This window comes from Streptomyces sp. V3I8 (assembly GCF_030817535.1).
Taxonomy (GTDB): domain Bacteria; phylum Actinomycetota; class Actinomycetes; order Streptomycetales; family Streptomycetaceae; genus Streptomyces.
In genome coordinates, this window is record NZ_JAUSZL010000002.1 from 8,410,484 (window position 1) to 8,435,449 (window position 24,966).

Consider the following 24,966-nt stretch of genomic DNA (forward strand, 5'->3'; position numbering starts at 1 on the left):
GCTAGGCGGTGCTCATATGATAAACCGTCCGTGATCTCGTCCTGAACGCGGCCCGGCACCTCATGCCTGTGGCCCGCCGCAGGGGCGGGCCACAGGTACTGCCCAGCTAATGGGTGCCGCTCAGCCGGCTGTCACGGGAAGCTCGTGACCTTCGAGGGAATGGTGTCCGACCCCGAGGTCGGCGCGCCCGTGTCGTTGACGACGTGGGCGTACTGTCCCTTCCCGCCCAGGGAGATGACCTGGATGCTGTGCAGTTTGACGCCCGGCTTGACCGGCACCTGGAAGCCGTGGTGCTGCACGATCGTCGAGTCGCTCGTGAAGTTGCAGTAGCTGCCCAGGCCCCAGGCCTCATGGGTGCTGACGCTGTCGGCGACCTTGTAGGCGGCGTACCCGACGATGCCGTCATGGGTGACGGCGGCGGCGTTCGGTACGTCGTAGGCCTTCTCGTTCTGGAAGAAGATCGTCTTTCCGTGTTCGCCGCTCCAGACCACGTCGTACTTGTTGAAGTGTTCGACGAACAGGCCCGTGGTGAGGACGTCGTCGCCGTTGACCTCCAGCCCGTAGTCGGCCCGGTTGGTCTCCCAGCCGACGCCTTCGCCGTGGTCGGCGCGCCAGATCCAGGTGTGGTCGACGATGACGTCGTCACTGTTGACGACCATCGAGTGGGTGGCCAGGCCGGGTCCGGCCCCGCCGATCCGGACGAACACGTCCTGCACGGTGGTCGGGTTGGCGGCGTGGTCGGCCGCCGAGCCGCTCCCTCCGACCTGCAGCAGCGTGTCGGACCTGGTGGCACCGGCGTCGATCAGGAAGCCGGCCAGCCTGACGCCGTCGACGTCACCCACGTGCATGGCGTCGACGCCGTTGTCGGGGACGATCGTGGCCAGACCGAGCCCGAGGACGACGGTGTTGGCGCGGTTCACGTTGATGGTCTGGTCGAGGTGGTAGACCCCGGGCGTGAACAGGAGATTGAGGCCCTGAGCCAGCGCCGCGTTGATGGTCGCGGCGGTCGCGCCGGGCTTGACGACGTAGAACTGGCTGAGCGGGAGCGAGGTGCCGCCCGCGTTCGCCGGCCAGGACACGCCCCGGGCGTTCGTCCGCTTGCCGGGCACGAACACCTTGTAGTCGTTGCCGTCCAGGTAGAGGAACGGCTTCTCGCGGGAGACCGGCGTGGTGTCGAGCGTGGTGTACGGGCCGGTGTCGAAGTTCGTCGCCGGGGCGCCCTGCACACCGGAGAACGTCATGTTCCACACGCCGTTGGTCCAGCCGCCGACCGAGCTGTCGCGGGTGTACCACTGCTGCTGCGAGTACGGACCGACCGTGCCGTCGATCTTCGAGTCGGCGATGTAGCCGCCGGAGGCCCAGCCGTAGCCCGCCGGGGCGAGGTTGAGGCCGCCCTCGACGTGGATGCGGCGGAACGGCGCGGCCTGCGCGACCGCCCAGCGGTCCGTGCCGTTGACGGGCTTGAGCGACAGGTTCTCCGCCGAACGCCAGAAGTTCTGGGTGGCGTTGCCGTTGAACCAGCCCGCGTCCACGGTGATGTCGCCGTTGATCTTCACGTCGTCGGGGTTGAGCCCGAGCCCGGAGATCGAGGTGTAGAAGCCCAGTTGCGCGTTGATGCCGTTGTACGTGCCCGGCTTCATCAGGAACTGGTAGCGGCCCGAGCCGAACTGGTTGGACTCCTGCTGGGCGAAGACCTGGTCGAACTTGCCCTGCAGATTCGGGGTGTTCGGGTCCACGACGATGACGTTGGGACCGAGGTCGCCGCCGCCCTCGACGGGCGGGGTGCCGCCGCCGGTGCCGGTGTGCACCGCGACCTCCCACAGGGAGTAGCCGTAGCCGGTGCCGCGGGCGGTGCCGTTGACCCGTACGTAGCGGCCCGAGCCGCTGACGTCGTAGGAGGCGGTGCCGCCGGTGCCGTTCGTGACGGACTTCAGGGTGGTCCAGTCCTGGCCGTTCGCCGAAGCCTGGACGGTGAAGTCCTTGCCGTAGGCGGCCTCCCAGTTCAGGTCGACCTTGCAGATGTCCTGGACCGAGCCGAGGTCCACCCGCACCCACTGGGGGTCGGACGCCTGGCTGGACCAGCGGGTGCCCGTGTCGCCGTCGAAGGCGCTCGCGGCGGGCGTGCCGGCGTTCTCCGTGGAGGAGGCGGTGGCGGGCTTGCCCTTGGCGGCGTTGGCGGTCGAGCAGGCGGCGGCCGGGGGGTTGCCGGAGGTGCCGAAGACCTGGAACTCCCAGAGGGAGTAGCCGTATTCGGTGGCCCGGGTGACGCCCTGCATACGGACGTAGCGGCCCTGGCCGGAGACGTCGAGCGTGTCGGTGCCGCCGTCGCTGCCGGTGACGGACTTGACGTCGGTCCAGGAGCTGCCGTTGTCGGAGACCTGGATCTTGTACGCCTTGCCGTAGGCCGCCTCCCAGTTGAGGACGACCTTGCTGAGGGTGGCCGAGGCCCCGAGGTCGACCTGGAGCCACTGGGCGTCGGTCCGGCCGGACGACCACCGGGTCGCGGTGTCGCCGTCGACGGCGCCGGCCGCGAGGGTCCCGGCGTTCTCCTCGGAGGAGGAGGTGGCCGTCTTGCCTTGGGAGAGCGGTGCGTCGGCCGCGGCGGCCGGCAGTTGGGTGGGGAGGGTCACGAGCGCGGCCGCTGTGGCGAGCGCGATCCCCAGGGATCTGAGTCTCATACGTTGACTCCGTGCGGGTGTGGAGGGGTGGGGAGGGTACGCAGGGGTGCGGAGCGAGCTGGAGGAACTCAAAACCAGTACGGTGACGCTTAGTTCAGGTGTTGATTTAAGTAATGAATCAACTGCTCGGCAACCCGTCGGACAACACTTCTTCACGAGAAGCCGGAACGTTTCCGCGAACGGAGCCGCTCCTACGGCCGGGAAGGGACCCGAAAAAGGGGGCCGCACCCCTGGCGAACGGGACCGGCCGCCGACGCGAGGTCGGCGGCCGGTGCGGGGCGGTCGGGGCAGTGGTCGGGCGGGCGGGCGGTACGGGCGGGACGCGGTCTCATTCCCCGACGCGGCGCTGTTCCGACTCGGTCCAGGCGCGGGTGTCCCGGGGCGGGAGGTAGGGCTCCTCCATCTCCGGCAGACCGCCCGCGATGGCACGCTGCCGGGCCATCTCGGAGTCGAACTCGAGGCCCAGCAGGATCGCGATGTTGCTGATCCACAGCCAGATCAGGAAGATGATGACACCGGCGAGCGTGCCGTACGTCTTGTTGTACGAGCCGAAGTTCGCCACGTAGAAGGCGAAGCCGGCCGAGGCGATCAGCCAGATCACCAGGGCCAGCACACTCCCCGGGGTGATCCACTTGAAGCCGCGGCCCTTCACGTTCGGAGTCGCCCAGTAGAGCAGCGCGATCATGATCGTGACCAGCACGACGAGCACCGGCCACTTCGCGATCGACCACACCGTCAGCGCGGTGTCGCCGATCCCCAGCGCCCCGCTGACCTCACGGGCCAGACCGCCGGTGAACACCACGATCAGCGCGCTGAAGACCGCCAGGACGAGGAGTACGACGGTCACGCCCACCCGGATGGGCAGCACTTTCCAGACCGGGCGCCCCTCGGGCATGTCGTAGACGGCGTTGGCGGAGCGGATGAAGGCCGCCACGTAACCGGAGGCCGACCACACGGCAAGGACGATACTGACCACGGCCATGATCGAGCCGATGCCGCCACGGCCCTGGAGCTGCGTCACCGCGTCGCTGATGATGTCCCGGGCCGACCCGGGAGCCAGCTTCTTGAGGTTGTCCAGGACCTCCTGGGTCGCCGACTTCCCCGCGACGCCGAGCAGCGACACCAGCAGCAGCAGCGCCGGGAACAGCGAGAGGATCCCGTAGTACGTGAGGGACGCGGCGCGGTCGGCGAGCTCGTCGTCCTGGAACTCCTTGACCGTGCCTTTGAGCACGGCCATCCAGGAGCGCTTGGGCAGCTCGGTGGGCTTGTCCGGTGCCTGTTCGTCGATCTGCTCGGTCGTCCGTCCCGGGTCCTGGGGCCGGTGCTGTCCGGGTCCCGGCGCGGTGACGTCGTCCTGATCGGATTTCGATGTCCTTGCCATGGCGGACGGGTATCCCGACCCGTTCCACCCATGCGCCGATCGGCCACTCCCGAGAGTTGTGGGCGGGAGAGTCGTAGGCGGGCGCACATCGGGTACCCGCCGCGGCGAGACGAGATCCACGGAGCGCAATGCCCGCTCCGTGGCCGCTCTGTAGAGAGGAGTCACTCTGATGAGCACGGTCAAGGAATCGGTCGAGGTCGACGTTCCGGTCAGCGTCGCCTACAACCAGTGGACCCAGTTCGAGGAGTTCCCGAACTTCATGGAGGGGGTCGAGGAGATCAAGCAGCTCGACGAGCGTCACAACCACTGGACCACGAAGATCGCCGGGGTCAAGCGGGAGTTCGACACCGAGATCGTCGACCAGTTCCCCGACGAGCGGATCACCTGGCGCAGCACCAGCGGTGACACCAAGCAGAAGGGCACGGTCAGCTTCCAGCGCCTGGACGAGACACACACGCGGGTCCAGCTCGTGATGGACGTCGAGCCGACCGGGGTGGTGGAGAAGGCGGGCGACCTGACGGGAACGATCGACCGCCGCATCAAGGGCGACATGCGCCGCTTCAAGGAGTACATCGAGCAGCACGGGGGCGCGTCCGGCTCCTGGCGGGGCCGTATCCAGCCCGGCTGATCCAGCCCGGTTGATCCGGGCCGGCTGATCCTGGGCCGGCCGACCGGGCCGCCACCCCCGCGGGGCGCGACGACGCCACCGCGGGGGAGCCCGCCGTACGCGAAGGCCACGGGGAGGCTGCAACGATGTTCGAGGGTTTCACCAGTGAGACGATCCGGCTCCGCGACTCGTCCGCCTTCGTGCGGCACGGCGGCGAGGGGCCGCCGGTCGTGCTGTTGCACGGCCACCCCAGGACCTCCGCGACCTGGCACCGGGTCGCGCCCCGACTGGCCGAGCGGGGCTTCACCGTCGTCTGCCCCGACCTGCGGGGTTACGGCCGCTCCCGCGGCCCCGCGCACACGGCGGACCACACGGGTTACTCCAAGCGGGCCGTCGCGCAGGACGTGGTGGAGGTGCTGAACGTCCTCGGGCACGACCGGTTCATGCTCGCCGGGCACGACCGCGGAGGCGCCGTCGCGCTGCGGCTGGTCCTCGATCACCCCGAGGCGGTGTCGCGCGTCGCGTTCGCCGACTGCCTGCCCATCAGCGAGCACCTGTCCCGCATCACCGCGAAGTTCGCCACGCAGTGGTGGCACTGGTTCTTCTTTGCCCAGCCGGACGTCCCCGAGCGGGTCATCAACGCCGACCCGGACAGCTGGTACCGCGGCGACCCGCAGGTCATGGGGGAGGAGAACCATGACGAGTGGCGCGAGGCGACGAGGAACCCGGACGTCGTACGGGCGATGCTGGAGGACTACCGGGCGGGTCTGACCGTCGACAGGCGTCACGAGGAGGCCGACCGGGCCGCCGGTGCGCGGATCACCTGCCCCGCGCTGGCCCTGTGGTCGCTCCGGGACGACCTGGAGGACCTCTACGGCGACCCGCTGAAGATCTGGGCCGACTGGGCCTCCGACGTACGGGGCCACGGAATCGACTCGGGCCACCACATGGCGGAACAGGCCCCGGAGGAACTGGCGGAGGCCCTGTCCGCCTTCTTCGCCCCTTAGGGCGGGACCTCACCCTTCCCGCCGCGGGGCTCGCGGCCGGCTCGTTCGAGAACGATCAGTCGGCGGTGTCCGCCTCGGTCAGCCGGTGCTGCAACTCGATGTGCCGGAACCGGTAGACGGCTCCCGTGCGGCGCAGTACACCCCGCTCCTCGTGCGCGTCGGCGAGGAATGCCATCAGGTCGTAGGGCAGGCGGACCCGGACCGTCAGGTAGCAGCGGGCGACCGCGTACCGGCTCCAGGCCGCCTGCCGCATCCCGACCGCCAGCCCCCACAGGAGGGCCGGGACCATTCCGACCGCGTACACCCACAACCGGCCGTCGCTGGGGTTCGCGCCCCATACGCCCGTCGATCCCCACAGCGCGGCACACCACCCCTGCGTGCCGATCACCGCGACACCGACGACCGCCGCCGTCGCCACACAGGTGCCGAGCATGCGCCGGTCGCCGGCCAGCAGCGCCCGCCCGTCGACCGAGGCACCCAGGTCGACCGGAACCGTGCGCAGCGCGTGCAGGAGCAGGCAGGCGACCGCGAAGACCGCGCTCACCTGCCCGGCGGCCCACGCCGCCGCGACCGGGTCGGCGGGCGCGATGTACATCCGGCGCGAGCCGCCCGACAGCACGTCCGCGAACAGGCCCTCCAGCAGGACACCGCTGCCCAGCAGCACCCCTCCCAGCAGCCCCCGGCACACACCGCCCGCGCTCCAGTGCCAGCGCACCCCGGCCGCCGGGCGACCGGCGTCCGCGCGCGGTCCGTCTTGGACCACGGCCGCCGCCGTGACGCCGTACAGGAGGGCGCTGACCGTGCCGCAGGCGTTGCCGAACGCCGTCCCGTAGCAGCCGGCGGCCACGATCCCGGTCGCCAGGGCGCGCCGGTTCCACGCGGCGGGGCGGCGCACCGCGAGCCGGCGGCCGAAGGCGAACCCGGAGATGATCACGCCGACGAGCGCCAGCGCACCGCCGTCGGCCAGCCGGTTGAACACGAGCTCGGCGGAAGCGCCGGCCGCGGTGGTCGCGGCGGCCGACGCGCACAGCAGGGTGACGGTGAGGCCCGCGACGAGGCCGCCCACCAGCCCGCCGCACATCCCGGCCGCCACGACGCCGAGCCCGCCCCTCTCCTCCCAGTGCGGCGTGGCGGGCAGCCGGGGAGCGAAGTGGTGGATCAGTTCCATGGTCGTACCCTCGGCCAGCCAGCCGAGCATCCCCAGCAGGACGCCTGCCAGCACCCGGGGCAGCACGGCGGGGACCATATGGTGCAGACGCCACCAGGCCAGCTCCGCCACACCGTCGCGTCCCTGCTCCATGCGCCGGGCCAGGAACGTGAACGTGGCGCGGGCCTGGTCCGCGGTCCACCGGCACGGGCGGCTCGGCCGCGGCCGGTAGGCGGCCTGCACGAAAGCGCCCAGGAGATGGTGCTCCACGGCGGCCCGCGTCGGACGTCGTAACAGCTCGGCAGGATCCGGTAGCCGGCCGTCCTCCTCGTCGGGGCGCGGGTTGTACACGGACCGGGCCAGGGACACCATCAGCGGACTGGTGAGCGCCCGTGCCACCGGCGCGTCCGTGCCGAGCGCGTTCACCACCGGCGTCCAGCGGTCCGCCGCCGGGGTGCCGGCCCCGCCCGCGTCGTACAGCAGATAGGCGGCGACGCTCTGTCCGTCGAGCGGATCGAGATGGATACCGGCCAGACCGGCCGGCCTGGCCGGGACCCCCGTACGCGGCCGCAGCGCTGCCAGATACTCCTGAGGGCGACTGGACAGCACCAGACCGCAGCCGTACGGCAACGCCTCGGCGATGCGATGCAGCGCCAACGCCCCCGCGGTGGCAGGGAGTTCATCGAAACCGTCGAGCACCGGCAGTACGAGCCGCCGCTCCAGCAGCATCCCGGCCAGGGTGATGTCCCCGTACGCGCCGGGCGCCACCTCGGCCAGGTCGGCGTAGTCCTGCACGAGTCTGCGCTCCATCCAGGCCCGCAGTTCCTCGACGGCCGGGTCCCAGGACGCGAGCGGAAAGAGCACCGGAACCGGCTCACCCGCACGGCGGCGCTCGCTCAGCGAGAGGAGGAGGCGTACGAGAAGGATCGTCTTGCCCCACCCCGGACCGCCGAGAACGAGCAGACGCCTGTGGGGAAGATGTTCGGCGAAGAGCGCGCCGAGTTCCCCGTCACGTCCGGCGAGCCGGCCGGACTCCTCCGTGACGCCGAAGGCCGGGTCGGCGGCGCGCCAGGAAACGGGCAGCGGATACGGCTCCGACAACCGCCGCACCCGTGCCTCGCCCTCCCACTGCCGGCGCACGGCGAGCGCGAGCCGGTCGGCGGTGCGGCCGGGGTCGTCCACCACGGCTTCGGCGCGATCCGCCCGGTAGGCGCACCAGGCGAGGTAGGCGCCCGCCCCGGTCGGCAGCAGGGCGGCGACCACGGTGGCCGGGTCGTCGAGGCGCGGGGCGATGACGAGCGCCCCGAGGACGCCCCCGCCGAACAGGACGAGGTACACGATTTTGGCCCGCCGTACGCGCGACCTGGGGGCAACTGCGTTCACCCGGCAGAGCGTTGCGCATCCCGCCTCGCGCGGACGCGGTTCGGTCCTCTTTCCATCCGAGCGGGTGAAACGTACGGCGCCCCCGCCCGGCCCGCCGTACCGCCGCGACCGAGGCCCCCTTCCTCCCGTCGCATCACTCCCTGGGCGGCCCTGTCAGAGGCGCCGCGTAGATTCCTGTCATGCCCGAGCCCTTGCGTGAAGACCTCAGACAGTTGCTGGAGAGCTTGCCGCCCGGCCGGCTGCTGGGGCCGTGTGACGCCTCGCATCCGGTGGTGTGGATGAGCGACGGCCCGCGTGGCGACGCGGTCGACCGGTGGAAGCGGCTGTACGCCCGGCGCTGCGAGACCGGTCTGTACCCGCTGCTGCTCGAATACCCTGACGACTCCCTCGAGCCTGCGGGCGGTGATCACGGACGGGACGCCGATGCGGCCGACTACTTCCGGCGTGTGTGGAGGCACGGCGAGTCCTGGCCGCCTTTCCCGCGATGGCCAGGACTCGCCGCGCCGGCATCGGTCGTGACGGGCGTCGACGTACACGCGGGCGACGTGGCGTCCGCTGTCGTCCGCGAGGGGCTGGCCAGGTGTCTCGCGCTGGTCCAGGTCGCACGGGGCGCTGACGTGCCCGCGGCCCTGAACTGGCCGGGGATGACGAACCACATGAGTGCGCAGGAACTGTCGGCGGTGCTGCGCTCCTGGGAGGACCGCTTCGGGCTGCGCGTCGTGGGCCTCGGGCACGGAAGCCTGCACGTCTCGGTCGCCGCGCCGCCGACGGACCTCCATCAGGCCCGCGTCCTCGCCGCGGAGCACTACCTCGCGTGCCCCGACATCTTCTTCGAGGACCTCGGTGCGGACTGGTCCACCTACCCCGAGGGCCTCATGAGACGTCACGCATGGCGTTTCCGGTGGGACTGACCTCCGGCACGTCGCTCCGCATCCGCTGGACGGACCGCCGACGCGTCCGGCGAATCCCCGGCCGGGCGACCGAGGCCGAGCCGTGGGCCGCACACGTCCCGCAAAAGCGGTTCGGATTGTTCGAGTGTCACGGCACAGGGAATACTGCGCAGGGCCAGAGCCTGACGGACACGGGGGGACGCGTGCACACCAAGGTGAAGAACGGCATGGGATCCGGTGTCTCCCGTCGGGTCTGGGTGGTGTCGGCGGGAGCGGCGTACTGGCTCTGCGCCGCGATCGGCGTCGGATACCTTCTCCGGCAAGGGGTGACGCCCGGCAACGTCCTGGCTCTGCACGCGCTCTGCCTCGCCGTCGAGGCGGTCTCCGTGCTCGGCGTCCTGTGGCCGGGCCCGCAGGCCGGGTCGGAGCAGCTCGTCGACGATCACCAGAGCGTCACGGTGTCCGCCCTCTGCGGCAGCGTCCTCCTGCTCGTCCTCCCCGCCGTGCTCATCCTGAGCGTCCTCGGGAGGACCGGCCCGCCGGTGCAGGCCGTGCTGCTCTCCGCGTCCGCGCTGGTACTGGCTTCGTCCGTCGGCCTGGTCGCCGTGACGGCCCTCGCCCACGCGGTCCGCCCCACCGGCGGGGGACCGGGCCCGCTGGACGGACCGGACTGGTCCGACACCGGCGACTTCGCCTCGCACGACGAGTAGCGCTTCGGCGGGTTCCGGCCCGGCGGGTCCGCCACCGCTCGACCGGTAGGGGCACATCACCCCGGCCGGCCACGGACACGGGAAGCAGCCGACCCGAGGCCTCGGCTTCGGGACAACCCGCCCGGGCGGCGCCCTCAGCGGTCGACGTAGCAGCGCACGACCGTGCCGTCCGGACCCGTGTGAACGCGTACGAGATCCATGAGGTAGTTCACCAGCAACAGCCCCCGGCCGCCCAACTGCGCGGGCAGGGGGGGCCGCCGCCCGGCGAGTGGATCCTTCAGGCACCCCTTGTCGCGGACCTCGCACACCACCTGGCCGTCCTCGGTCCACACGCGAACCGTGCCCGATCCGCCGCCGTGCACCACACTGTTGGTGGTCAGCTCGGCCGCGACCAGCGCCAGGTCCTCCAGCCGGATGCCGGACAGCCCGAACCGCGTGGCCTGCTCGACCACGAAGTACCGGGCCGCGGGCAGTTCGTCCGCGCCGAAGACGTACCCTTCCGCCTCCTCCGACGCGGTCAACGGCTCGTTGTAGAGCTCGACCACCCGCTCGGGGGCGTACGACGGACTCTTCTGCTCCCGGCCCCCGGAGATCACCACGGGATGCGTCGCGTACGCGTCGCTCAGCGCCCGCTCGCTGAGCCCCTCCGCGTCGTACGGGCAGAGGATCGTCGCCTCCCTGCCCTCGAACGCGGAGTTGATCAGAGCCTCGTGCTGGGCGCAGGCCGGGTACTCGACGTCGGAGCGGTTGGGCCAGACGGGCTCGCCGATGATCCGTACCCGCGTGTTCGGGTGGGCGTCGGCGAAGACGCGCAGCACCCGGGGGATGATCCGCCCCGGATTGCGCCCCGCCTGTGTCATGTCGATGAGGCTCACGTCCGCCGCGGCCCCGCCCAGCGCTTCCTGGATGACGCCCAGCTTCTGCCCGGGCACGGCGACCGCCACCGGTTCGCCGGCTTCCAGACCGGCCAGCACGAACGGCACGGTGCCCTCGACGTACTCCTCCTCGCCGCTGTAGAACAGCGCGGGATGTACGAAGGATCCGGCGGTCGGGGCCGTCATCGCGACACCACCTCGACGCCCCGCAGGCCCGGCCAGAACATGTCCAGCACCCGTCCCACGGCGGCGGGCGGCTGTTCGAGCATGATGCGATGTCCTTCGGGGAGAGACTGGGCCGCCGCGGCGAGGGCGGACACACCGGCGACGTCGACGAAGGTGACCGCCGAGAGCTCCAAGTGGTACACCTCCACGTCCTCCTGGGCCAGCCTGCCCAGTGCCTGTTCCCAGGCGGGGCGGGTGGTCAGACTGATCTCACCCGCGGCCTGCCAGCCCGTGCGGTCCGCCAACGGGCGCACCTGAAGGGTGCCCACCGACCGCGCGGGTGACACGTCCGGCGGATCCGCTTCCCACGCTCTGTCCACGCTGACCACCCCTGGAGTGTCTCCGGTTCGCCTCCATTATTGCCCCTCGGGGACCCGCGCGGGAAACGATCCGCTCGCAGCGGCAGCGGGAGCGGGACTCCGCGGGGGCCGGTCAGGGCCGGACGGGCCCGCCGCGTCCCCAGGCCCAGGCGAGGCGGTCGGCGCCGGACCGGTTGGTGGTCACCAGGGAGGGCCGGGCGGGATCGCCGACCAGGGTCTGCAGCGAGTACGTGTCGCCGGTGCGCAGACCGGGCCAGTAGACGGAACCCATCCCGAGCTCGCGGAACGTGTCGGTGACGGCCTGCAGGTAGTTGACGAAGTTGTCGCCGGGCGCCGGGCGGTTGTAGTCGAGACCGGTGGTCATCGGCGAGCCGAACTCGTCCGCGACGGTCCGTCCCGCGCAGTCACCGATACGGACCTTGAGGTCGGCCACCCACTCGTCGTAGGTCGCGTACTCCTTCCAGAACCCGTAGTGGTGCAGGGACAGGTAGGTGCCCTTCAGCCGCGGGTCGGCGCAGACCGACGTGACGTGGTCGTTGTACCCGGCGCCGCTGACGAACACCCGGTCGCGGGGCACCTTGCGGTACGTGTCCAGCCACCGCGCGGCGATGTCGGCCCACTCGGCGTCCGTGTAGCCGTGCGGCTCGTTCATCGGCTCGAAGTGGACCCGCGCGTCGTTCCTGTACGCCTTGACGACGGTGTTCCACATGGGCCAGTAGGTGGCGGGATCGTCGATGAGGCCGTCCTTGCGCGGGCCGGTGCCCTCCCAGTAGGAGAGGATCACCTTGAAGCCCTTGTCCGAGGCCGCGTCGATGACACCGCGGTAGGACTTCCAGTACGAACCGCCGACGGTGTACGGGTTGACGGGCAGGCGGACCGTGTCGGCGCCGAGGTTCGCGCGGAAGTCCGAGATCACGCGGCTCGCCTTGGCGTAGGTCCGGGCGTAGCCGTCGGAGGTGGACAGGCCGGAGAGCACCAAGGGATCGTCGGCGAAGTTGTCGCGGGGATCGGCCCAGTTCACGCCCTTGAACCGGGTCGTGTCCTTGCCCGGCGCGGCATGGGCGGGGCTCGCGGCGACGGCCGTACCGCTGGTCGCGGCGATCAGCAGGGCCACGAGGGCGGCCCGCAGCCGGGGGGTGGAGCGGCTGTCGGCGGGGGTTCTGCGCATCGGCCTGCCCTTTCAGGAGACGGCGGCTCCGCGCGATGTTTACGTAAACACGAAAGGGCGGTGACAGGTGTTTACGTAAACATGGCGGCGCCGGAATCGTGGCACCCGTGACAGGGATCGTCAAGGTTTCTCACACGTCACCCACGCCGTACTTCCCGCGGCGCGGATCAGCCCTGGTAGGGCTGCTGCTGGGGCTGGTTGTGCGGCTGTCCGCCCGCACCCTGAGCCTGCAGCTGCTCCGCCTGTTCCTTGCTGATCTTCTGCTGTGCGCCGCAGAAGGTGCACTGGGTCGCGTACTTCGTCGAGACGGGAAACAGCGGGACGAAGAACAGGGTGAACTTCGTGACGCGCTTGCTGAGCGTGTGCGCGGCCGGGTTGCCGCACTGTCCGCACAGCAGCGTCAGTATCGCGAGCTGGTAGAGGTAACCCTTGGTGCCGAAGATGATCACGTCGATGGTTCCTTCCGGGGCGGTCGGTGCCCGAGGGTGCGGCGCGGTCGAACGCGGAGTGCGCTCACCGACCACAGTCTCGTGCACGACGGGGTACCCCCCGCACGGCGGTTCCACGTCGTGGACGTCCGCTCCGTGCGTCCCCCTGTGCGGATCACGACGGATCGCGACGGGTTACGACGGGTCACGACGGTTCGCCGCGGGTCGGATCCGGGTGCCCAGGAGGCGTATCAGGGGTGCGGCCCCGCTTCTTCACGGGGCCGGGCGGTGCGCGACCGGCCCCCGCGGGGCCGCACCCTGTGCGTGACCGGGCGTGCGGACAGCCCGGCCGGTCCGCGGGTCAGATGCCCATGGAGGCCATTTCGATCGCCGACCGGTAGTTGGCCGACGCGGTCACCACGCAGGCCCGGTACGTGCGGTTGTCCTTCACGGCGAGGAAGTAGTCCTTGAGGTTCTTCCAGTAGCCGAGCAGGTACCCGACGCCCGGGACGAAGCCCGCCGGGCGGGGCACCAGCGCGAAGGCCTCGGAGCACCGGAGGATCTCCCCGGTGGCCGTGGAGAGCACGTCGGCGACCTCGGGGTTCATGTTCCAGCCGGCTGCCAGGTCGGCGTTCCAGATGGCGGCGGCCACCTCGCGCAGGTGGGCCTCCTCCTCCGGCGTGTAACTGCTCTGCCCGGACGCCGGCTCCACCGCCGCGGACACCGGGGCCGCGACCGGCACGGCGGCCGAGGCTGCCGTGCCCGAGACACCGAGGAAGAGTGCCGCCGCCGTGACCGCCGCCGCGTACGTGACCCGTCTGTCGACCATGCTGATCCGTCCCCTCTGCTGACCTGCCAGGGGCCCGTGCCCCGGGCAGCCCGACGCTGTCATGTGCCGCACAAAGGGGTCAACGGCGACATCCTGCCAGCCGCGGCCGACGGGCCCTGCTTGACGACGGCGGGGGCACGTGACCGTCAGCCGGGACCGGTTGTGGATATGAGGGGCAGCAGGGGCGGGGCCGGGCGGTCGGGGAGGGTGTGCGGTACGCGTTCCAGGACGCCGCCGGCGAACACGTCGTACAACGGCAGGGTCTCCAGGTGCACGTAGCCGATGTGGCAGTCGCACAGCTCCCGGGGGCAGGCCTTGGGGCCGAGCGCGCCACGGTACGAGCCGTCGTAGAGGTTGCCCAGTTCGGTGGGGACGAAATGGCAGCGGCGGACCGTGCCCCCGCCGTCGACCGACAGGACCGACTCGCCGGTGCGGCACGGCATGCCCGCCGAGCGGTGCGGATGCCGGCTGAACGGGAAGAGCGGGTCCACCGCCGTCCACTCGGCTGCCTGTTCGTCCGTGTAGGTGTGTCCCTCGGCGGCGTTCACCCACAGGTAGACATGCCGCGGCAGCTCCGCGCGCAGCCGCCGCGCGTGCTCCAGATGACCGGGGACGCCGACGATCCCGACGCTGAACCGGACGCCGAGGCCGGACAGGGCGTGCGTCTTGGCGAGGAACCGTTCGTACGGTGTCTGCCCCGGGTGGTAGGTGCACCACAGGGCGACGGTGTCGAGGTCCGCGTCCCGCAGCCAGTCGGTGCGGCAGCTCAGATTCGTCTGGACGGCGACCCGCCGTACGTGCGGCCGGTGCGAGAGTTCCACGAGGGCGCGCCGGTACCAGGACCGGACGAGACCTTCGCCCCACGGGGTGAAGAGCACCGAGAGCCGGTCGTCCTCCTGCTCGTGCGCCCAGGAGGTGAAGCGCTCCAGCGCCGTACGGTCGGCGCGCAGTTGAGCCGTGGTGTCCCGGCGCTTCGCGAACGGGCAGTAGGGGCAGTCGTAGTCGCAGGAGGCGAGGGGGCCGCGGTACAGCAGTGTCAGGTCCACCGGTCCTCACTTCGTCTCGTAGGCGGCCATGGCGGCCCGCACGTCCGGCGAGAAGAATTCGGGGCCGATCGCGTCCGAGTGGGCGAGCCCTTCGGCGGAGAGCCGCAGCAGCCCGGGCCGGACGGTGTCGTCGAGCCAGCCGCGGGCGGCGAGGACGTCCAGTTCCGCCGGGAAGTCGTCGTACGGGTCCGTACCGAACCGCAGCCGGTAGTCGGCCGCTCGCATGCCCTGCGCCTGGAGCAGTGACTGCAGCAGGTGCCGCCTGCGCGCCTCGCCCTCGTCGACCCGCCTGCCGTGCAGGGCCCGGGAGAAGTCCTCGGTGGCGGTGTAGTCGTCGATGATGCCGCGGATCTCCCGCATCGAGACGGCGTAGTCGAAGGAGTAGTGCAGCCGCGAGGTGTACGAGCGGGCGCCGCAGCCGAGACCGATCATGCCGTCGGTCTGGCAGGCGTAGTCGTCGGGTCCCTGTGGCGGCGCGTCCGTCCGCCGGAACATGCGCATCGACACCTGCTCGTAGCCGTGCGAGAGGAGGTGGTCGCGGCCCTCCCGGTAACGGCGCAGGCGCTCCCCGTCCCACTCCCGGTCGGCCGTGCGCGGGTCGGCGTGGCGGCCGAGGCCGGTGAGCGGCCGTATGTAGAGGGGGTAGAGGTAGATCTCCTCGGGGCGCCAGGACAGGGCCGCGTCGAGGGAGTACCGCCAACTGGCCGCCGTCTGGCCGTCGATGCCGTAGATCAGATCGATGTTCAGGACGGGGACGGCGGCCTCGCGTATACGGGCCAGTGCCGCCTCGACGTCGGCCCTGCGCTGCGGGCGTACGGCGGCGCGGGACTCCTCCTCGACGAAGCTCTGCACGCCGAGGCTCAGGCGCGTGGCGCCCCGTTCCACCAGCACGGCCAGCCGGTCGGCCGTGGCCGTCGACGGGGAGGCCTCCACGGACAGGGGGACGGCTCGCAGGTCGACACCCGTCTCCCGCTCGGCGATGTCGCACAGCCGCTCCAGTTCGGCGGCCTCCAGAAAGGTCGGAGTGCCGCCGCCGAACGCGGCGTTGGCGAAACGCGGTGGCTCCCCGTCGCCCAGGGCCTCGCGCACGGCGGCGGCCTGGCGCCGCACGGCGTCCAGGTAGCGGCCCGTCAGACCGTCCGGCGCGCCGATACGGGTGAAGAGGTTGCAGAAGCCGCAGCGGATCTCGCAGAACGGGATGTGCAGATACAGCGAGAGCGCCTGCCGGGACTCACCGGCCCACAGGTCCGCGAGCCGTGGCCGCGGGGTGAGCGGCCGGTAGGCGGTCTTGTGGGGGTATGCGTACGTATAGCTCTGGTAGGGGCGCGGCAGGGTGACGGCGGTGCCCGTGGAGGCGTCCGCGGCGGTGACGGTCATGTGGGCGGCTCCAGGAAGAAGTGGCCGTAGGGCACGGTCCACACGGATGCGTGGCCGAGGCGGTGGCCGGTGTGGCCGCCGTCCCCGTAGGCGGTGCCGTGGTCGGAGCAGACGATCGCGAAACAGCGGCGGCGCGAACTCATCGCGCTGAACAGCCGCCCGACGTGCCGGTCGATGTACTCCAGTGCGGCGGCGTGCGTGGCGCGGCTGTCGCCCGCCTCGCGGGTCGCGCCGGGCAGGTGGAACCAGTTCGGCTGGTGCAGCGCGGAGGCGTTCAGGAAGAGGAACAGCCGCTGTTCCGCAGGGAGTTCGGCGACCGTCTTCTCGGCCCGCGCCACCTGTGCCTCGAAGGAGGTCGGGGAGGCGACGGAGAACTCCGGTTCCCAGTGGCTCTCCTGGAAGTAGCCCGGCAGCACACTGCCCAGGGCGCCCTGCTTGTTGAAGAAGCCGACGCCGCCGATGCACACCGTGCGGTAGCCGCGCGCCGCGAGCGCGGACACGAGGTCGGGTGTCTCGAAGACGAACGTGCCGTCCGCCGTCGTCTCGCTGCCCGCGAACCGTGCCGCGAACAGGCGCGGATGCGGTCCGGGCCCGGCGGGCGTGGGCAGGAAGCCCGCGAACATCGCCTGGTGGGAGGCGTAGGTGAAGTTCCCCGGCGCGTGCCGCTCCTCCCAGGTGCCGCCCGGGAGGTGGGCGGTGAGGTGGGGCAGCCGGCCGGCCGCCGCGAGTTCGACCGCCACGTCGTGGCGCAGGGTGTCCAGGGTGAGGAGCAGCAGATCGTCCCGGCCGACCACCTCGTTCATGTCGGGGGCGGTGTCCGCTCCGGTCACGCCGGTGGTGGCGGACGAGGGCGCCGGCGGCGGTACGGGGGCGGGGGCGGGGTCAGGCTGGGGCATGGGCTGTCCTCGGCAGGTCGTGCGGTGACGCGGGCGGGGCGGACCCGTCGGGTCGGCCGACCGGTGCCGGCCGGTCCGGGCGGTGGTCGTGGTGGCGGAAGGACGCGGCCGCGGCGATCTGCGCCGCGTAGGTGTCCAGCCCTTCCGCCCCGCTCCCCGGCAGACCGGTCAGCCCGGGGAGCAGGTCGCCGAACGCGTTGACCTCGCCGACGGCGAAACGGCGCCAGCCGATGGCGGGCAGCAGATCCACGCCGACGCACAGCGTGCCGGGGAAACAGGCCGCGGCCCGCTCGGCCGCGCCGAGGGCCGCGGCCCACCGGTCGCCCGCCAGCGCCCGCGCGGCCGCCAGATCGCCGCGGCTCCCGCCGAGATGGAGGTTGGTCAGGGGCGAGCGGCTGGTGCGGACCACGGCATGCGTGGCCCGGCCGGCCACGACCACGACGCGCAGGTCCGCGGACCGGCCGCCGAGCGAGGCCTTCGGCAGCCACCGTTCGACGTGCAGCCCGTCGGGAGCCAGCGCGTCGACGATCGCGGCGATCTCCCGCTCGTCCGTGTAGCGGCGCACCCGCAGCGAGTTGTGCAGGCGGCCGTCCCCGGCGCGCTCCACCGACGTCGTCGCGCGGACGCGGCCCGGCCCGGCGGTCTCGACGGCCAGGACACCGGAGGCGGACGAACCGTGCGCCAGTTTGACGAAGACGCGCCGCATGCCCGCCGCCTCCATGACGTCCCGCACGTCCGCCCAGCCCCGGACCGGCGTGCGGCCGCCGGACGTGGGGGAGGGCGGCACCGGCACGTCCGCGCGCGCGAGCCGGTCGTGGCACAGCCGCTTGTCGAACAGCACGGCCAGGTCGGACGGGTCGTCGAGGCGCAGACCGCCCCGCAGCGAGCCCACACACTCCAGGAACCGCGCGTACCAGCGCCCGGAGCCCTCCACCCGCGTCGGCCCGTCCACACCGCGCAGCAGGCCGTCCACCCCGGCATGCTCGCCGGGGGAGTCGAGGCGGACGATCTCGTCGTCGGCGAAGTCGTGTCCGCCGTCGCGCAGCACGTCGAGCCACTCGACGACCCGCGGCGTGCCCTGCCCGGCGGCTTCGGTGGCCGCCGCGAACAGACCCACCCTGCGATTGTCCCCGTTGGCGACGACGACCCACTTCGGCGGTGGGCCCGGCTCTTCCCCACGGCGCATGCCGTTCCCCTCCCTCGTCCGGTCCCGCGGCGTACTACTCGCCCACCGCGACGAAACGCCAGACCTCACCGTCGTCGTCCTCGTCGTCCTCGGCATCGTCCCGGTCGGTGTCGACCTCCACACCGGCGGGCTCCAGGGTCTCCAGCAGCCGGGTCCGCAGCGCTTCGCCGATGTAGTTGTGGTGCAGGTCGAGCTTCTCGAGGTGGGTGAGCGGCTGCCCCGTCAGCAGCGCCGTGGCGCCGTCGTCGGTGAGCACGCCCATGGAGACGTCGAGCTCCTTCAGACGGGCCACCACGGGGGCGGACGCGAGGGCCGCGCAGATGGCGTCCTGGATCTCGCTGTTGCGCAGGGCGAGCCGCTCCAGGGCGGGCAGCCTGGTGCCGGCGAAGAAGGGTTCGAGGTCGGCGACGTCGCTGTCACCGCCGTACTCGGACGTGCCCAGCCACAGGTCGAGGTCGACGAGGGCGGGCAGGTCGCTCGCGGCGATGGCGCGGACCACCGCCACGGGCAGGCCGCCGCTCTCCACGGTCAGCCTGCGCAGCCGCTCGTGGCGGAAGGCGGGGATCACCAGTCCGTTGCCGCCCCGGACGCCGAACTCCTCCAGATCGGGGAAGGCTTCGAGGAGCGGGCCCATGTCGCCCTGCGTGATCCAGGAGATCTCGGCCTCCTCCATCACGATGTCGCCGACGAACAGCCCGCGCAGGGCGGGCAGCCGGTCGCGGGCCGCCACCAGCGCCCCGATCACCTCGTCCGGTGCGCTCTCGTACACATCGCTCCACGCGCCCACGACCAGCGCCCGCACCCGCGTGGTGTCGACGGCCGCCAGGAAACGGGCGAAGGCCTCTTCCCACTGCTCATCGGACTCGTAGGAGTCCACCGCGACGTGCCAGGCCACGGAGTCCGGCGACGGGAGCGAGGACGCGTCGGACACCGTCTCGTCGACGCGCGGGAAGTCGAAGGCCGGCAGGCCGTGGAACTCCTTGAGGTGGCTACCGATGGTCATGCGCGCCCGCTCCCTGATGCTGAGGTCGATGGATCGGCAGTCGTACGCCCCGCTCCCGGCGCGCGCCGACCGCATCCAGGTAACGGAGTTCTACCAAGTCCCACTGACAACACCACGGGCCGGGTCCCGCGTTGCCGTCCGGCCGCGGTCGCACCCACGGCCGGAGCGGGCGCCCCTCACCCGCCGCAGGGCAGGCGACCTGCGCTCCGAAGGCCATGCGACCTTCGGTCGGGGCTGATTGTCAGTGCCCGCCCCTACGGTCTCTCCCACGGCACACGGTGTGCCGCAACGGGAGGAGACCCATGTACCGGCAGGGAGACGTCCTGATCGTGGGACTGGCCGAGAGCGCGGTGCCGGAGCACGCGGCGGGTGCGGCGTCCGAACCGCGCGACGGCCGCGGCAGGCTCGTCCTGGCACTCGGCGAAGTCACCGGGCACGCCCACGCGGTGGTCGGTCCGGGAAGGCTGATCCGCGAGGCCGGCCTGTTCGGCCCGATGCTGCTGCACGTGCCCGACGGGGCCCGTGTCGTCCACGAGGAGCACGCGGCGATCTCGCTCCCGAAGGGCTGGTACCGGGTGATCCGCCAACGGGAGTACGTGCCGGGGTCGGTGCGCATCGTCGCCGACTGACGGGGGCGGCCGACGCGGGCGCACAGGCACGGCACGACCGACGGGCGGAAGAAGCGCTGCCGGGCGGCACGGAGGTGCGGCACGGCACAGTACGGGAGAGGAACGACGTTGATGGACCAGGGCAGTTGGCGGGCGGCGGCAGCGGCGACGGGACCGGCGGACCGGGCGGCGGCCGAGGAGGGCGTACGGCTGGCCTACCGGCTGGCCGGCCTGGCCGAACCCGACCGCATCCTGTGGACGCGCTCGCCCCGCGAGGCGGTACGCACGCTCATGGAATCGGCGCGGACGGACACCGCACAGGAGGGCGGGCGGACCGGCGCGGAGCCGGACGTCTTCGGCGCGAGTGTCCGCGACGCCGTGCTGGGCGCGCCCTGGGCCGCCGAGCGGGCACGGCTGCACGCGCGCCTGGGCCCGCAGGGGTGGGGCGGCCACTGGCGTGCCACCGGAGCGGGTCTGTGGGAGTCGACCCGCACCCTGGTCGACCGGGTACGGGCGGGAGTCGTCGACGAACTCGCCACCGGCCGGGAGCAGGAGACGCAGGTCCGCCTCGTCCTTCTGGACGCGGCACTGGGACAGCACGACGCGGCCTGGCTGTGCGCGTTCGACTCCGGCGACGAGGGCCCTTTGGCAGGCCTGGCCGCGGTGGCACGCCACGCGGGCTGGTGGTGGCCCTACGAGAAGGTGGCCGTCGTCAGCGAGCGCCCGGTGACCCTGCACCGCGACGAGGCCGGCCGCCTGGACCGCGGCGACGGCCCGGCACTGGGCTACGCGGACGGGTTCGAGCTGTACGCCTGGCGGGGGATGCCCGTGCCGCGCGACTTCCTCGACGAACTGACCCGGCTGACTCCCGAGCGGATCCGCGACGAGGAGAACGCCGAACTGCGCCGCGTGATGCTGGAGCACTACGGCTACGACCGGTACCTGGAGGAGTCCGGCGCGGTCCCCGTCCACCGCGACGAGGCGGGCGTGCTGTGGCGGGTGCGACTCGTCGGCGACGAGGACGTGGTGATGGTCGAGGTGGTCAACTCCACCCCGGAACCCGACGGCACGCACCGCACGTACTGGCTGCGGGTCCCGCCGTCGACCCGCACGGCCCAGGAGGGCGTGGCGTGGACGTTCGGCCTGGACGCGGAGGCGTACGAGCCGCTGCAGCAGACCTAGCTAGCGCCGGCGGCCCCCGGCGAGTCGTCCGTACGGGGGGCGAGCCGGATGCCGGCGGCCACCGGCAGGTGGTCGCTGCCGGTGGCGGGCAGGGTCCGCACGTTCACCACGGTCGCCGAGCGGGCCATGACGTGGTCGATCCGGGACAGGGGGAACCGGGCGGGCCAGCTGAAGGCGAGGGCCCGCCCGGTGGAGTCCATCCGCGAGGTGACCGGGTCAAGACCCCGGTCGTCCACCGTGCCGTTGAGGTCGCCGAGCACGACCACCCGGTCCAGCTCCTCGCCCGCGACGGCGGCCCCCAGCAGTCCGGCGCTCTCGTCACGCCTGCCGGAACCGAAGCCGCTCCGGCCGAGGCGGACCGAGGGCAGGTGGGCGACGTAGACCGCGACGGCCCCCGTCGGTGTGCGTGCCGTGGCCCGCACACCGCGGTTCCAGCCCTCCTCGATCCCTTCCGGCCTGATGTCCACCGGCCGTACGGCCGTCAGGGGGTGCTTCGACCACAGCCCGACCGTCCCCTCGACCGCGCGGTACGGGTAGTCCGCCGCCAGCTCCCTCTCGTAGGCCGGCAACGCGGAGGGGGTCAGCTCCTCCAGCGCGACGAGGTCGGGCGCGGCCCTGAGCAGGGCACGTGCGGTACCGGCGGGGTCGGGGTTCACGTCGCTGACGTTGTGCTGGACCGCCGTGAAGTCGTACGCGCCGCGGTCCTCGGTGAAGAGCCGCCCGCCGAACTGCTGCCCCCAGACGGCCGCGGGCAGCAGCAGGACCACCGACGCGGTGGCCGAGCGGCGCAGTACGGCCAGGAACAGCAACAGGGGAACGGCCAGACCGACCCAGGGCAGGAACGTCTCCAGCAGACTCCCGCAGCGACCGACCGCATTGGGCACCGCGGAATGGAAGGACAGCAGGGCAGCGGTCGACAGACCGAGCGCCGCGAGGACACGCCCACGCGCCCAGGCCGACCGGCCTCGTGCGTCCGGCCCCCACCGCGGCCGGCGGACCCGCCCGCGCCACGGCCGCAGCCGCGCCGCCCGCGACCCGCTCGCCGCCCCGCCGTCCGCCACCCGCTCCACCGACCTCACCCGTCCGTTCCGGAAACCGTCTCGGCCTCACCATTACGAGCACGACGTACCGGTGACGACGCGCAGCGCGGTGATCAGGTTCCGGCCGGACGGGTCGGCCGAGGACGGGCGGACACGCATGCGGAGCTCCTGGCGGACACGGGTGGTCCCGGCCGGGGATCCGTCCGGCCCGGGGATCCGATGATCTCGACGAGACGCCCCGGTGATGAGTTTTCGCGCCCGAGCCCGTCACACCTGTGACGGACACGACGAGGTGGAAGGGTGACGTGATGAGTACGGACACGCGGCTGGAGGAGCTGGGCGTGAGCGGGCTGGGCGAGGTCGGGGAACCGGCGTTCACGGAGCTGGCGGAGCGGCACCGACGGGAACTGCACGTGCACTGCTACCGGATGCTCGGGTCGTTCGAGGACGCCGAGGACACCGTGCAGGAGACGTTCCTGCGTGCCTGGCGGCGGCGGGAGACCTTCGAGGGGCGGTCGACGTTCCGGGCCTGGCTCTACCGGATCGCCACCAACGCCTGCCTGGACCTGCTCGCCAGGTGCCGCCCGGAGCCCGCCACCGGCGGCGAGGTGCCGTGGCTGCAGCCGTACCCGGACCGGCTCCTCGACGAGCTGCCCGCGAGCGGCGCGGACGAGCCGGAGACCGTCGCCTTCGCGCGGGAGACGATCGAGCTGGCGTACCTGGTCGCGGTCCAGCACCTCGCGCCGCGTCCGCGGGCCGTGCTGATCCTGCGGGACGTGCTCGGCCGGCCGGCGAAGGACGTCGCGGAGCTGCTCGGAGACTCCGTCAACTCCGTGAACAGCGCGCTGCAGCGGGCCCGCGCCGGCATGCGGGAGCATCTGCCCGCCGAGCGGCAGGACTGGACCGGCGGCGAGGAGGACGCGGGGACGCGCGAACTGGTGCGCCGCTTCACCGACGCGAGCATGGCCAAGGACATCGACGGACTCGCCGCACTGCTGCGGGACGACGTCCGCTGCTCGATGCCGCCCACGCCGGGTCTGTACGTCGGCCGCGACGCGGTGGTGAGCGACTGGACCGACGGCGGCTTCGAGGACCTCGGGCGCCTGCGTGTCGTCCGGACCTCCGTGAACCGGCAGCCCGCCTTCGCCTTCTACCTCTGGCGGGAGCGGGAGGACGCGTACCTGCCGCTGACGATCGACGTCCTGCGCATCACCGGCGGGGCGATCACCGAGATCGTCATGTTCCACGACGACCGGTTCCCGTGCCTCGGACTGCCGGAACGCCTGCCGGCCGACGGCACGGAGTAGCCCCGGTACGGACGCCCGCGCCCCGCGCCGTCCCGGAGCCAGGACCGTCACATGCCGGTCCGCACCGCGTCCGTCAGTCACCGAACGATGGAGGAACGACATGAACAGCATGGACGACACCGCAGTCGGCGCAGGCCCGGTATCGGGCCGGACCGGCCGCACCCACCGACTCCGCGTGCTCGCCGGCACCGGCCTCGTCGCCACGCTCGCCGCGGTGGTGGCCACCACCCTCGCCGCGGCGCTCGCCCGGGCCGTCGGCGTCGACTTCGAGGTCCCCGACGGCGGCGAAACGATCCCGTTGGCCGGGTTCGCGGTGGTGACCGGCTTCTTCTCGGCCGTGGGCACCGTCGTCGCCGTCGCCCTCCTTCGCCGGAGCGCCCGTCCCGCCGAGCGATTCGTGTGGACGGCGGTGTCCCTGACCGCGATCTCGCTGGTCCCGCCCCTCCTCTCCGGGGCGGACGCCGCCACCGTCACCGCCCTCCTCGGGCTGCACCTCGTTCCTGCGGCGGTGATGATCCCCACCCTGGCGCGGAGCCTGCGGACCCGGACCGGTTGACGGGCGTTCCGCTGCCCGCACGCCGACAGGCCCGCCGGAGCGTGAGCTCCGACGGGCCTGTGAGCAGGTGCCCCTGGCGGTGTTCCGCCGTCTAGAGACGACCGCCGCTGAGGCGGGAGAGCGGGCCGCGCTGCCGGAGGCCGGCGCGGCGGCCCACGGCGTAGGAGCTGAGGACCACGACTGCGGTCCCCGCGCCGGCAGCGGCCGCCACGACCTTCCTCGCCTTCAGGAGGGTCCAGACCAGACCGGCCTTGGCGGCGGTCTGCTGGGCGGCCGTGGTCACGGTGCCCTGCACCGCGCCGGCCGTTTCCTTGGCTTTCTGCGACGCGACTCCGCCGAGGTTCACCAGGGCTTCCTTGCTGCCACGGCCTGCGGCCCCGGCAGCGTCCCCGGCACTCTTCACCGCCTGGGTGGCGGCCTTCTGTGACTCCTTCGCGGGCGCCGTGGCACCTTCGGTCACGGTGGTCTTCGCCGCTCGCGCATGCGCGGTGGGCGACTGTCCGTTCGTGGTTTTGTTGTTCGCTCCAGCCATGAACCCCTTGTATCCGCCCCTGCGTTCGGCAAACGGAGGAACTTTCCCGCGAGTTCACACAAGCTCCTCGGCAACTCCCCACCAGGAGTGCGTGAGCCGTGCTCCTCGCACCTACCGGAGCTGGTAGCATTGATCTTGAGCGCGCGGCCAACTGGCTCTGGCCGGCCGTCCCGTGCGTCTCGCGTCGGTGGTCCAAGGAAAGACGCCCCGCTTCCTGCGGGGAAATGCAGGTGCAAGGCCTGCCCGGCGCTCCACGACAAGACCCCACCCGAATTCTTCGGGTGGGGTCTTCGCGTGGGTATCGCACCGGCGCGCACGAGGCGGGCCCGGCTGCGGTCAGCGTCGCCCGCGCAGCTTGCCCAGCAGTCGCTGGGCCTGAGCCCGGCGACGCGGATCCGCCGAGGTGCGGCGAGCCTGTTCGATGGTGCGCCGGCCCTGCGGGCTCCGGGCGAACTGCTTGATCTTGTTCACGATGCCTGCCATGGCTCTTCTCCTGTACCGGGACGGTGGTGCGGTCCGTGCACAGCTCCGTATACCCCGCTACGGCAGAACGACAACGGCAGAAGCGACCTTCGTCCGTGCGGC

At 72.0% G+C, this 24,966-nt stretch carries 24 protein-coding genes; 8 read left to right on the forward strand and 16 right to left on the reverse strand.

Translation table 11 applies throughout. The annotated features are described in order from the left end of the window. Positions 1-131 precede the first annotated feature (131 nt). Both QFZ75_RS37125 and QFZ75_RS37130 read right to left on the reverse strand, forming a co-directional pair. On the reverse strand, positions 132-2,678 hold the full coding sequence (locus tag QFZ75_RS37125) for a discoidin domain-containing protein (protein ID WP_307543819.1): 2,547 nt from the start codon (positions 2,676-2,678) through the stop codon (positions 132-134). 328 nt (positions 2,679-3,006) lie between these two features. Beyond that, on the reverse strand, positions 3,007-4,059 hold the full coding sequence (locus QFZ75_RS37130) for a YihY/virulence factor BrkB family protein (protein WP_307543820.1): 1,053 nt from the start codon (positions 4,057-4,059) through the stop codon (positions 3,007-3,009). A 169-nt stretch (positions 4,060-4,228) separates the two neighbouring features. Here QFZ75_RS37130 and QFZ75_RS37135 point away from each other — a divergent pair, with 169 nt between their 5' ends. Together QFZ75_RS37135 and QFZ75_RS37140 are read left to right on the forward strand one after the other, a co-directional pair. After that, positions 4,229-4,687 carry an SRPBCC family protein gene (locus QFZ75_RS37135; RefSeq protein WP_307543821.1) on the forward strand — a complete coding sequence of 153 codons (459 nt, stop codon included), beginning with the start codon at positions 4,229-4,231 and terminating at the stop codon, positions 4,685-4,687. A 125-nt stretch (positions 4,688-4,812) separates the two neighbouring features. Beyond that, positions 4,813-5,673, forward strand: a complete 861-nt coding sequence (locus QFZ75_RS37140; protein ID WP_307543822.1) for an alpha/beta fold hydrolase — start codon at positions 4,813-4,815, stop codon at positions 5,671-5,673. A gap of 55 nt (positions 5,674-5,728) precedes the next feature. Here the strand turns inward: QFZ75_RS37140 and QFZ75_RS37145 are convergent, their stop codons facing one another. Continuing rightward, on the reverse strand, positions 5,729-8,203 hold the full coding sequence (locus tag QFZ75_RS37145; protein ID WP_307543823.1) for an NACHT domain-containing protein: 2,475 nt from the start codon (positions 8,201-8,203) through the stop codon (positions 5,729-5,731). 179 nt (positions 8,204-8,382) lie between these two features. Between QFZ75_RS37145 and QFZ75_RS37150 the strand changes: the two genes are divergently transcribed. Both QFZ75_RS37150 and QFZ75_RS37155 read left to right on the forward strand, forming a co-directional pair. Further along, positions 8,383-9,114 carry a DUF4253 domain-containing protein gene (locus QFZ75_RS37150; RefSeq protein WP_307543824.1) on the forward strand — a complete coding sequence of 244 codons (732 nt, stop codon included), beginning with the start codon at positions 8,383-8,385 and terminating at the stop codon, positions 9,112-9,114. 182 nt (positions 9,115-9,296) lie between these two features. Next, positions 9,297-9,803: a hypothetical protein gene (locus tag QFZ75_RS37155; protein ID WP_307543825.1), complete on the forward strand. Its 507-nt coding sequence runs from the start codon at positions 9,297-9,299 to the stop codon at positions 9,801-9,803. A 134-nt stretch (positions 9,804-9,937) separates the two neighbouring features. Here QFZ75_RS37155 and QFZ75_RS37160 read toward each other — a convergent pair whose 3' ends face one another. From QFZ75_RS37160 to QFZ75_RS37205, 10 genes are all read right to left on the reverse strand, one after another. Continuing rightward, positions 9,938-10,864 carry an anti-sigma factor RsbA family regulatory protein gene (locus tag QFZ75_RS37160; RefSeq protein ID WP_307543826.1) on the reverse strand — a complete coding sequence of 309 codons (927 nt, stop codon included), beginning with the start codon at positions 10,862-10,864 and terminating at the stop codon, positions 9,938-9,940. After that, positions 10,861-11,157, reverse strand: a complete 297-nt coding sequence (locus QFZ75_RS37165; RefSeq protein WP_307545059.1) for an STAS domain-containing protein — start codon at positions 11,155-11,157, stop codon at positions 10,861-10,863. The genes QFZ75_RS37160 and QFZ75_RS37165 overlap by 4 nt, the downstream gene beginning before the upstream one ends. Positions 11,158-11,335: 178 nt before the next feature. Continuing rightward, positions 11,336-12,391: a glycoside hydrolase family 5 protein gene (locus tag QFZ75_RS37170; RefSeq protein WP_307543827.1), complete on the reverse strand. Its 1,056-nt coding sequence runs from the start codon at positions 12,389-12,391 to the stop codon at positions 11,336-11,338. 167 nt (positions 12,392-12,558) lie between these two features. Continuing rightward, entirely contained in the window at positions 12,559-12,840 is a 282-nt protein-coding gene (locus tag QFZ75_RS37175; RefSeq protein WP_307543828.1) for a zinc-ribbon domain-containing protein, read from the reverse strand. Positions 12,841-13,180: 340 nt separating this feature from the next. Continuing rightward, the gene (locus QFZ75_RS37180; RefSeq protein WP_307543829.1) at positions 13,181-13,648 is read right to left on the reverse strand and encodes a hypothetical protein; all 468 of its coding nucleotides are present in this window, start codon (positions 13,646-13,648) and stop codon (positions 13,181-13,183) included. 146 nt (positions 13,649-13,794) lie between these two features. After that, positions 13,795-14,694 carry an STM4011 family radical SAM protein gene (locus QFZ75_RS37185; RefSeq protein WP_307543830.1) on the reverse strand — a complete coding sequence of 300 codons (900 nt, stop codon included), beginning with the start codon at positions 14,692-14,694 and terminating at the stop codon, positions 13,795-13,797. Between the two features lie 6 nt (positions 14,695-14,700). Then, positions 14,701-16,071 carry an STM4012 family radical SAM protein gene (locus QFZ75_RS37190; RefSeq protein WP_307543831.1) on the reverse strand — a complete coding sequence of 457 codons (1,371 nt, stop codon included), beginning with the start codon at positions 16,069-16,071 and terminating at the stop codon, positions 14,701-14,703. Then, a complete protein-coding gene (locus QFZ75_RS37195; protein ID WP_307545060.1) occupies positions 16,068-16,874 on the reverse strand; it encodes an STM4013/SEN3800 family hydrolase in 807 nt (268 codons plus the stop codon). Before QFZ75_RS37195 ends, QFZ75_RS37190 begins: the two co-directional genes overlap by 4 nt. 79 nt (positions 16,875-16,953) lie before the next feature. Beyond that, positions 16,954-18,153 (reverse strand): STM4014 family protein, encoded by a 1,200-nt coding sequence (locus tag QFZ75_RS37200; protein WP_307543832.1) that lies wholly within the window; start codon positions 18,151-18,153, stop codon positions 16,954-16,956. A gap of 34 nt (positions 18,154-18,187) precedes the next feature. After that, complete coding sequence (locus tag QFZ75_RS37205; RefSeq protein WP_307543833.1) at positions 18,188-19,156, reverse strand: STM4015 family protein; 969 nt, start codon at positions 19,154-19,156, stop codon at positions 18,188-18,190. Between the two features lie 302 nt (positions 19,157-19,458). Here QFZ75_RS37205 and QFZ75_RS37210 point away from each other — a divergent pair, with 302 nt between their 5' ends. Together QFZ75_RS37210 and QFZ75_RS37215 are read left to right on the forward strand one after the other, a co-directional pair. Beyond that, a complete protein-coding gene (locus tag QFZ75_RS37210; protein WP_307543834.1) occupies positions 19,459-19,785 on the forward strand; it encodes a hypothetical protein in 327 nt (108 codons plus the stop codon). A gap of 111 nt (positions 19,786-19,896) precedes the next feature. Beyond that, a complete protein-coding gene (locus QFZ75_RS37215; protein WP_307543835.1) occupies positions 19,897-20,946 on the forward strand; it encodes a DUF6745 domain-containing protein in 1,050 nt (349 codons plus the stop codon). Here QFZ75_RS37215 and QFZ75_RS37220 read toward each other — a convergent pair. Continuing rightward, the gene (locus QFZ75_RS37220; RefSeq protein ID WP_373466081.1) at positions 20,943-22,007 is read right to left on the reverse strand and encodes an endonuclease/exonuclease/phosphatase family protein; all 1,065 of its coding nucleotides are present in this window, start codon (positions 22,005-22,007) and stop codon (positions 20,943-20,945) included. The two genes, QFZ75_RS37215 and QFZ75_RS37220, sit on opposite strands and share 4 nt — an antisense overlap. A gap of 287 nt (positions 22,008-22,294) precedes the next feature. On the opposite strand from QFZ75_RS37220, the gene QFZ75_RS37225 reads away from it, so the two are divergent. Together QFZ75_RS37225 and QFZ75_RS37230 are read left to right on the forward strand one after the other, a co-directional pair. Further along, positions 22,295-23,293, forward strand: coding sequence for an RNA polymerase subunit sigma-70 (locus QFZ75_RS37225; protein ID WP_307543837.1), 999 nt, complete (start codon positions 22,295-22,297; stop codon positions 23,291-23,293). Between the two features lie 100 nt (positions 23,294-23,393). Next, positions 23,394-23,849 carry a DUF6069 family protein gene (locus QFZ75_RS37230; protein ID WP_307543838.1) on the forward strand — a complete coding sequence of 152 codons (456 nt, stop codon included), beginning with the start codon at positions 23,394-23,396 and terminating at the stop codon, positions 23,847-23,849. Positions 23,850-23,940: 91 nt separating this feature from the next. Here the strand turns inward: QFZ75_RS37230 and QFZ75_RS37235 are convergent, their stop codons facing one another. Both QFZ75_RS37235 and QFZ75_RS37240 read right to left on the reverse strand, forming a co-directional pair. After that, positions 23,941-24,381, reverse strand: a complete 441-nt coding sequence (locus QFZ75_RS37235) for a hypothetical protein (protein ID WP_307543839.1) — start codon at positions 24,379-24,381, stop codon at positions 23,941-23,943. Positions 24,382-24,717: 336 nt separating this feature from the next. Beyond that, positions 24,718-24,864, reverse strand: coding sequence for a hypothetical protein (locus QFZ75_RS37240; RefSeq protein ID WP_307543840.1), 147 nt, complete (start codon positions 24,862-24,864; stop codon positions 24,718-24,720). Between the last annotated feature and the right edge of the window lie 102 nt (positions 24,865-24,966).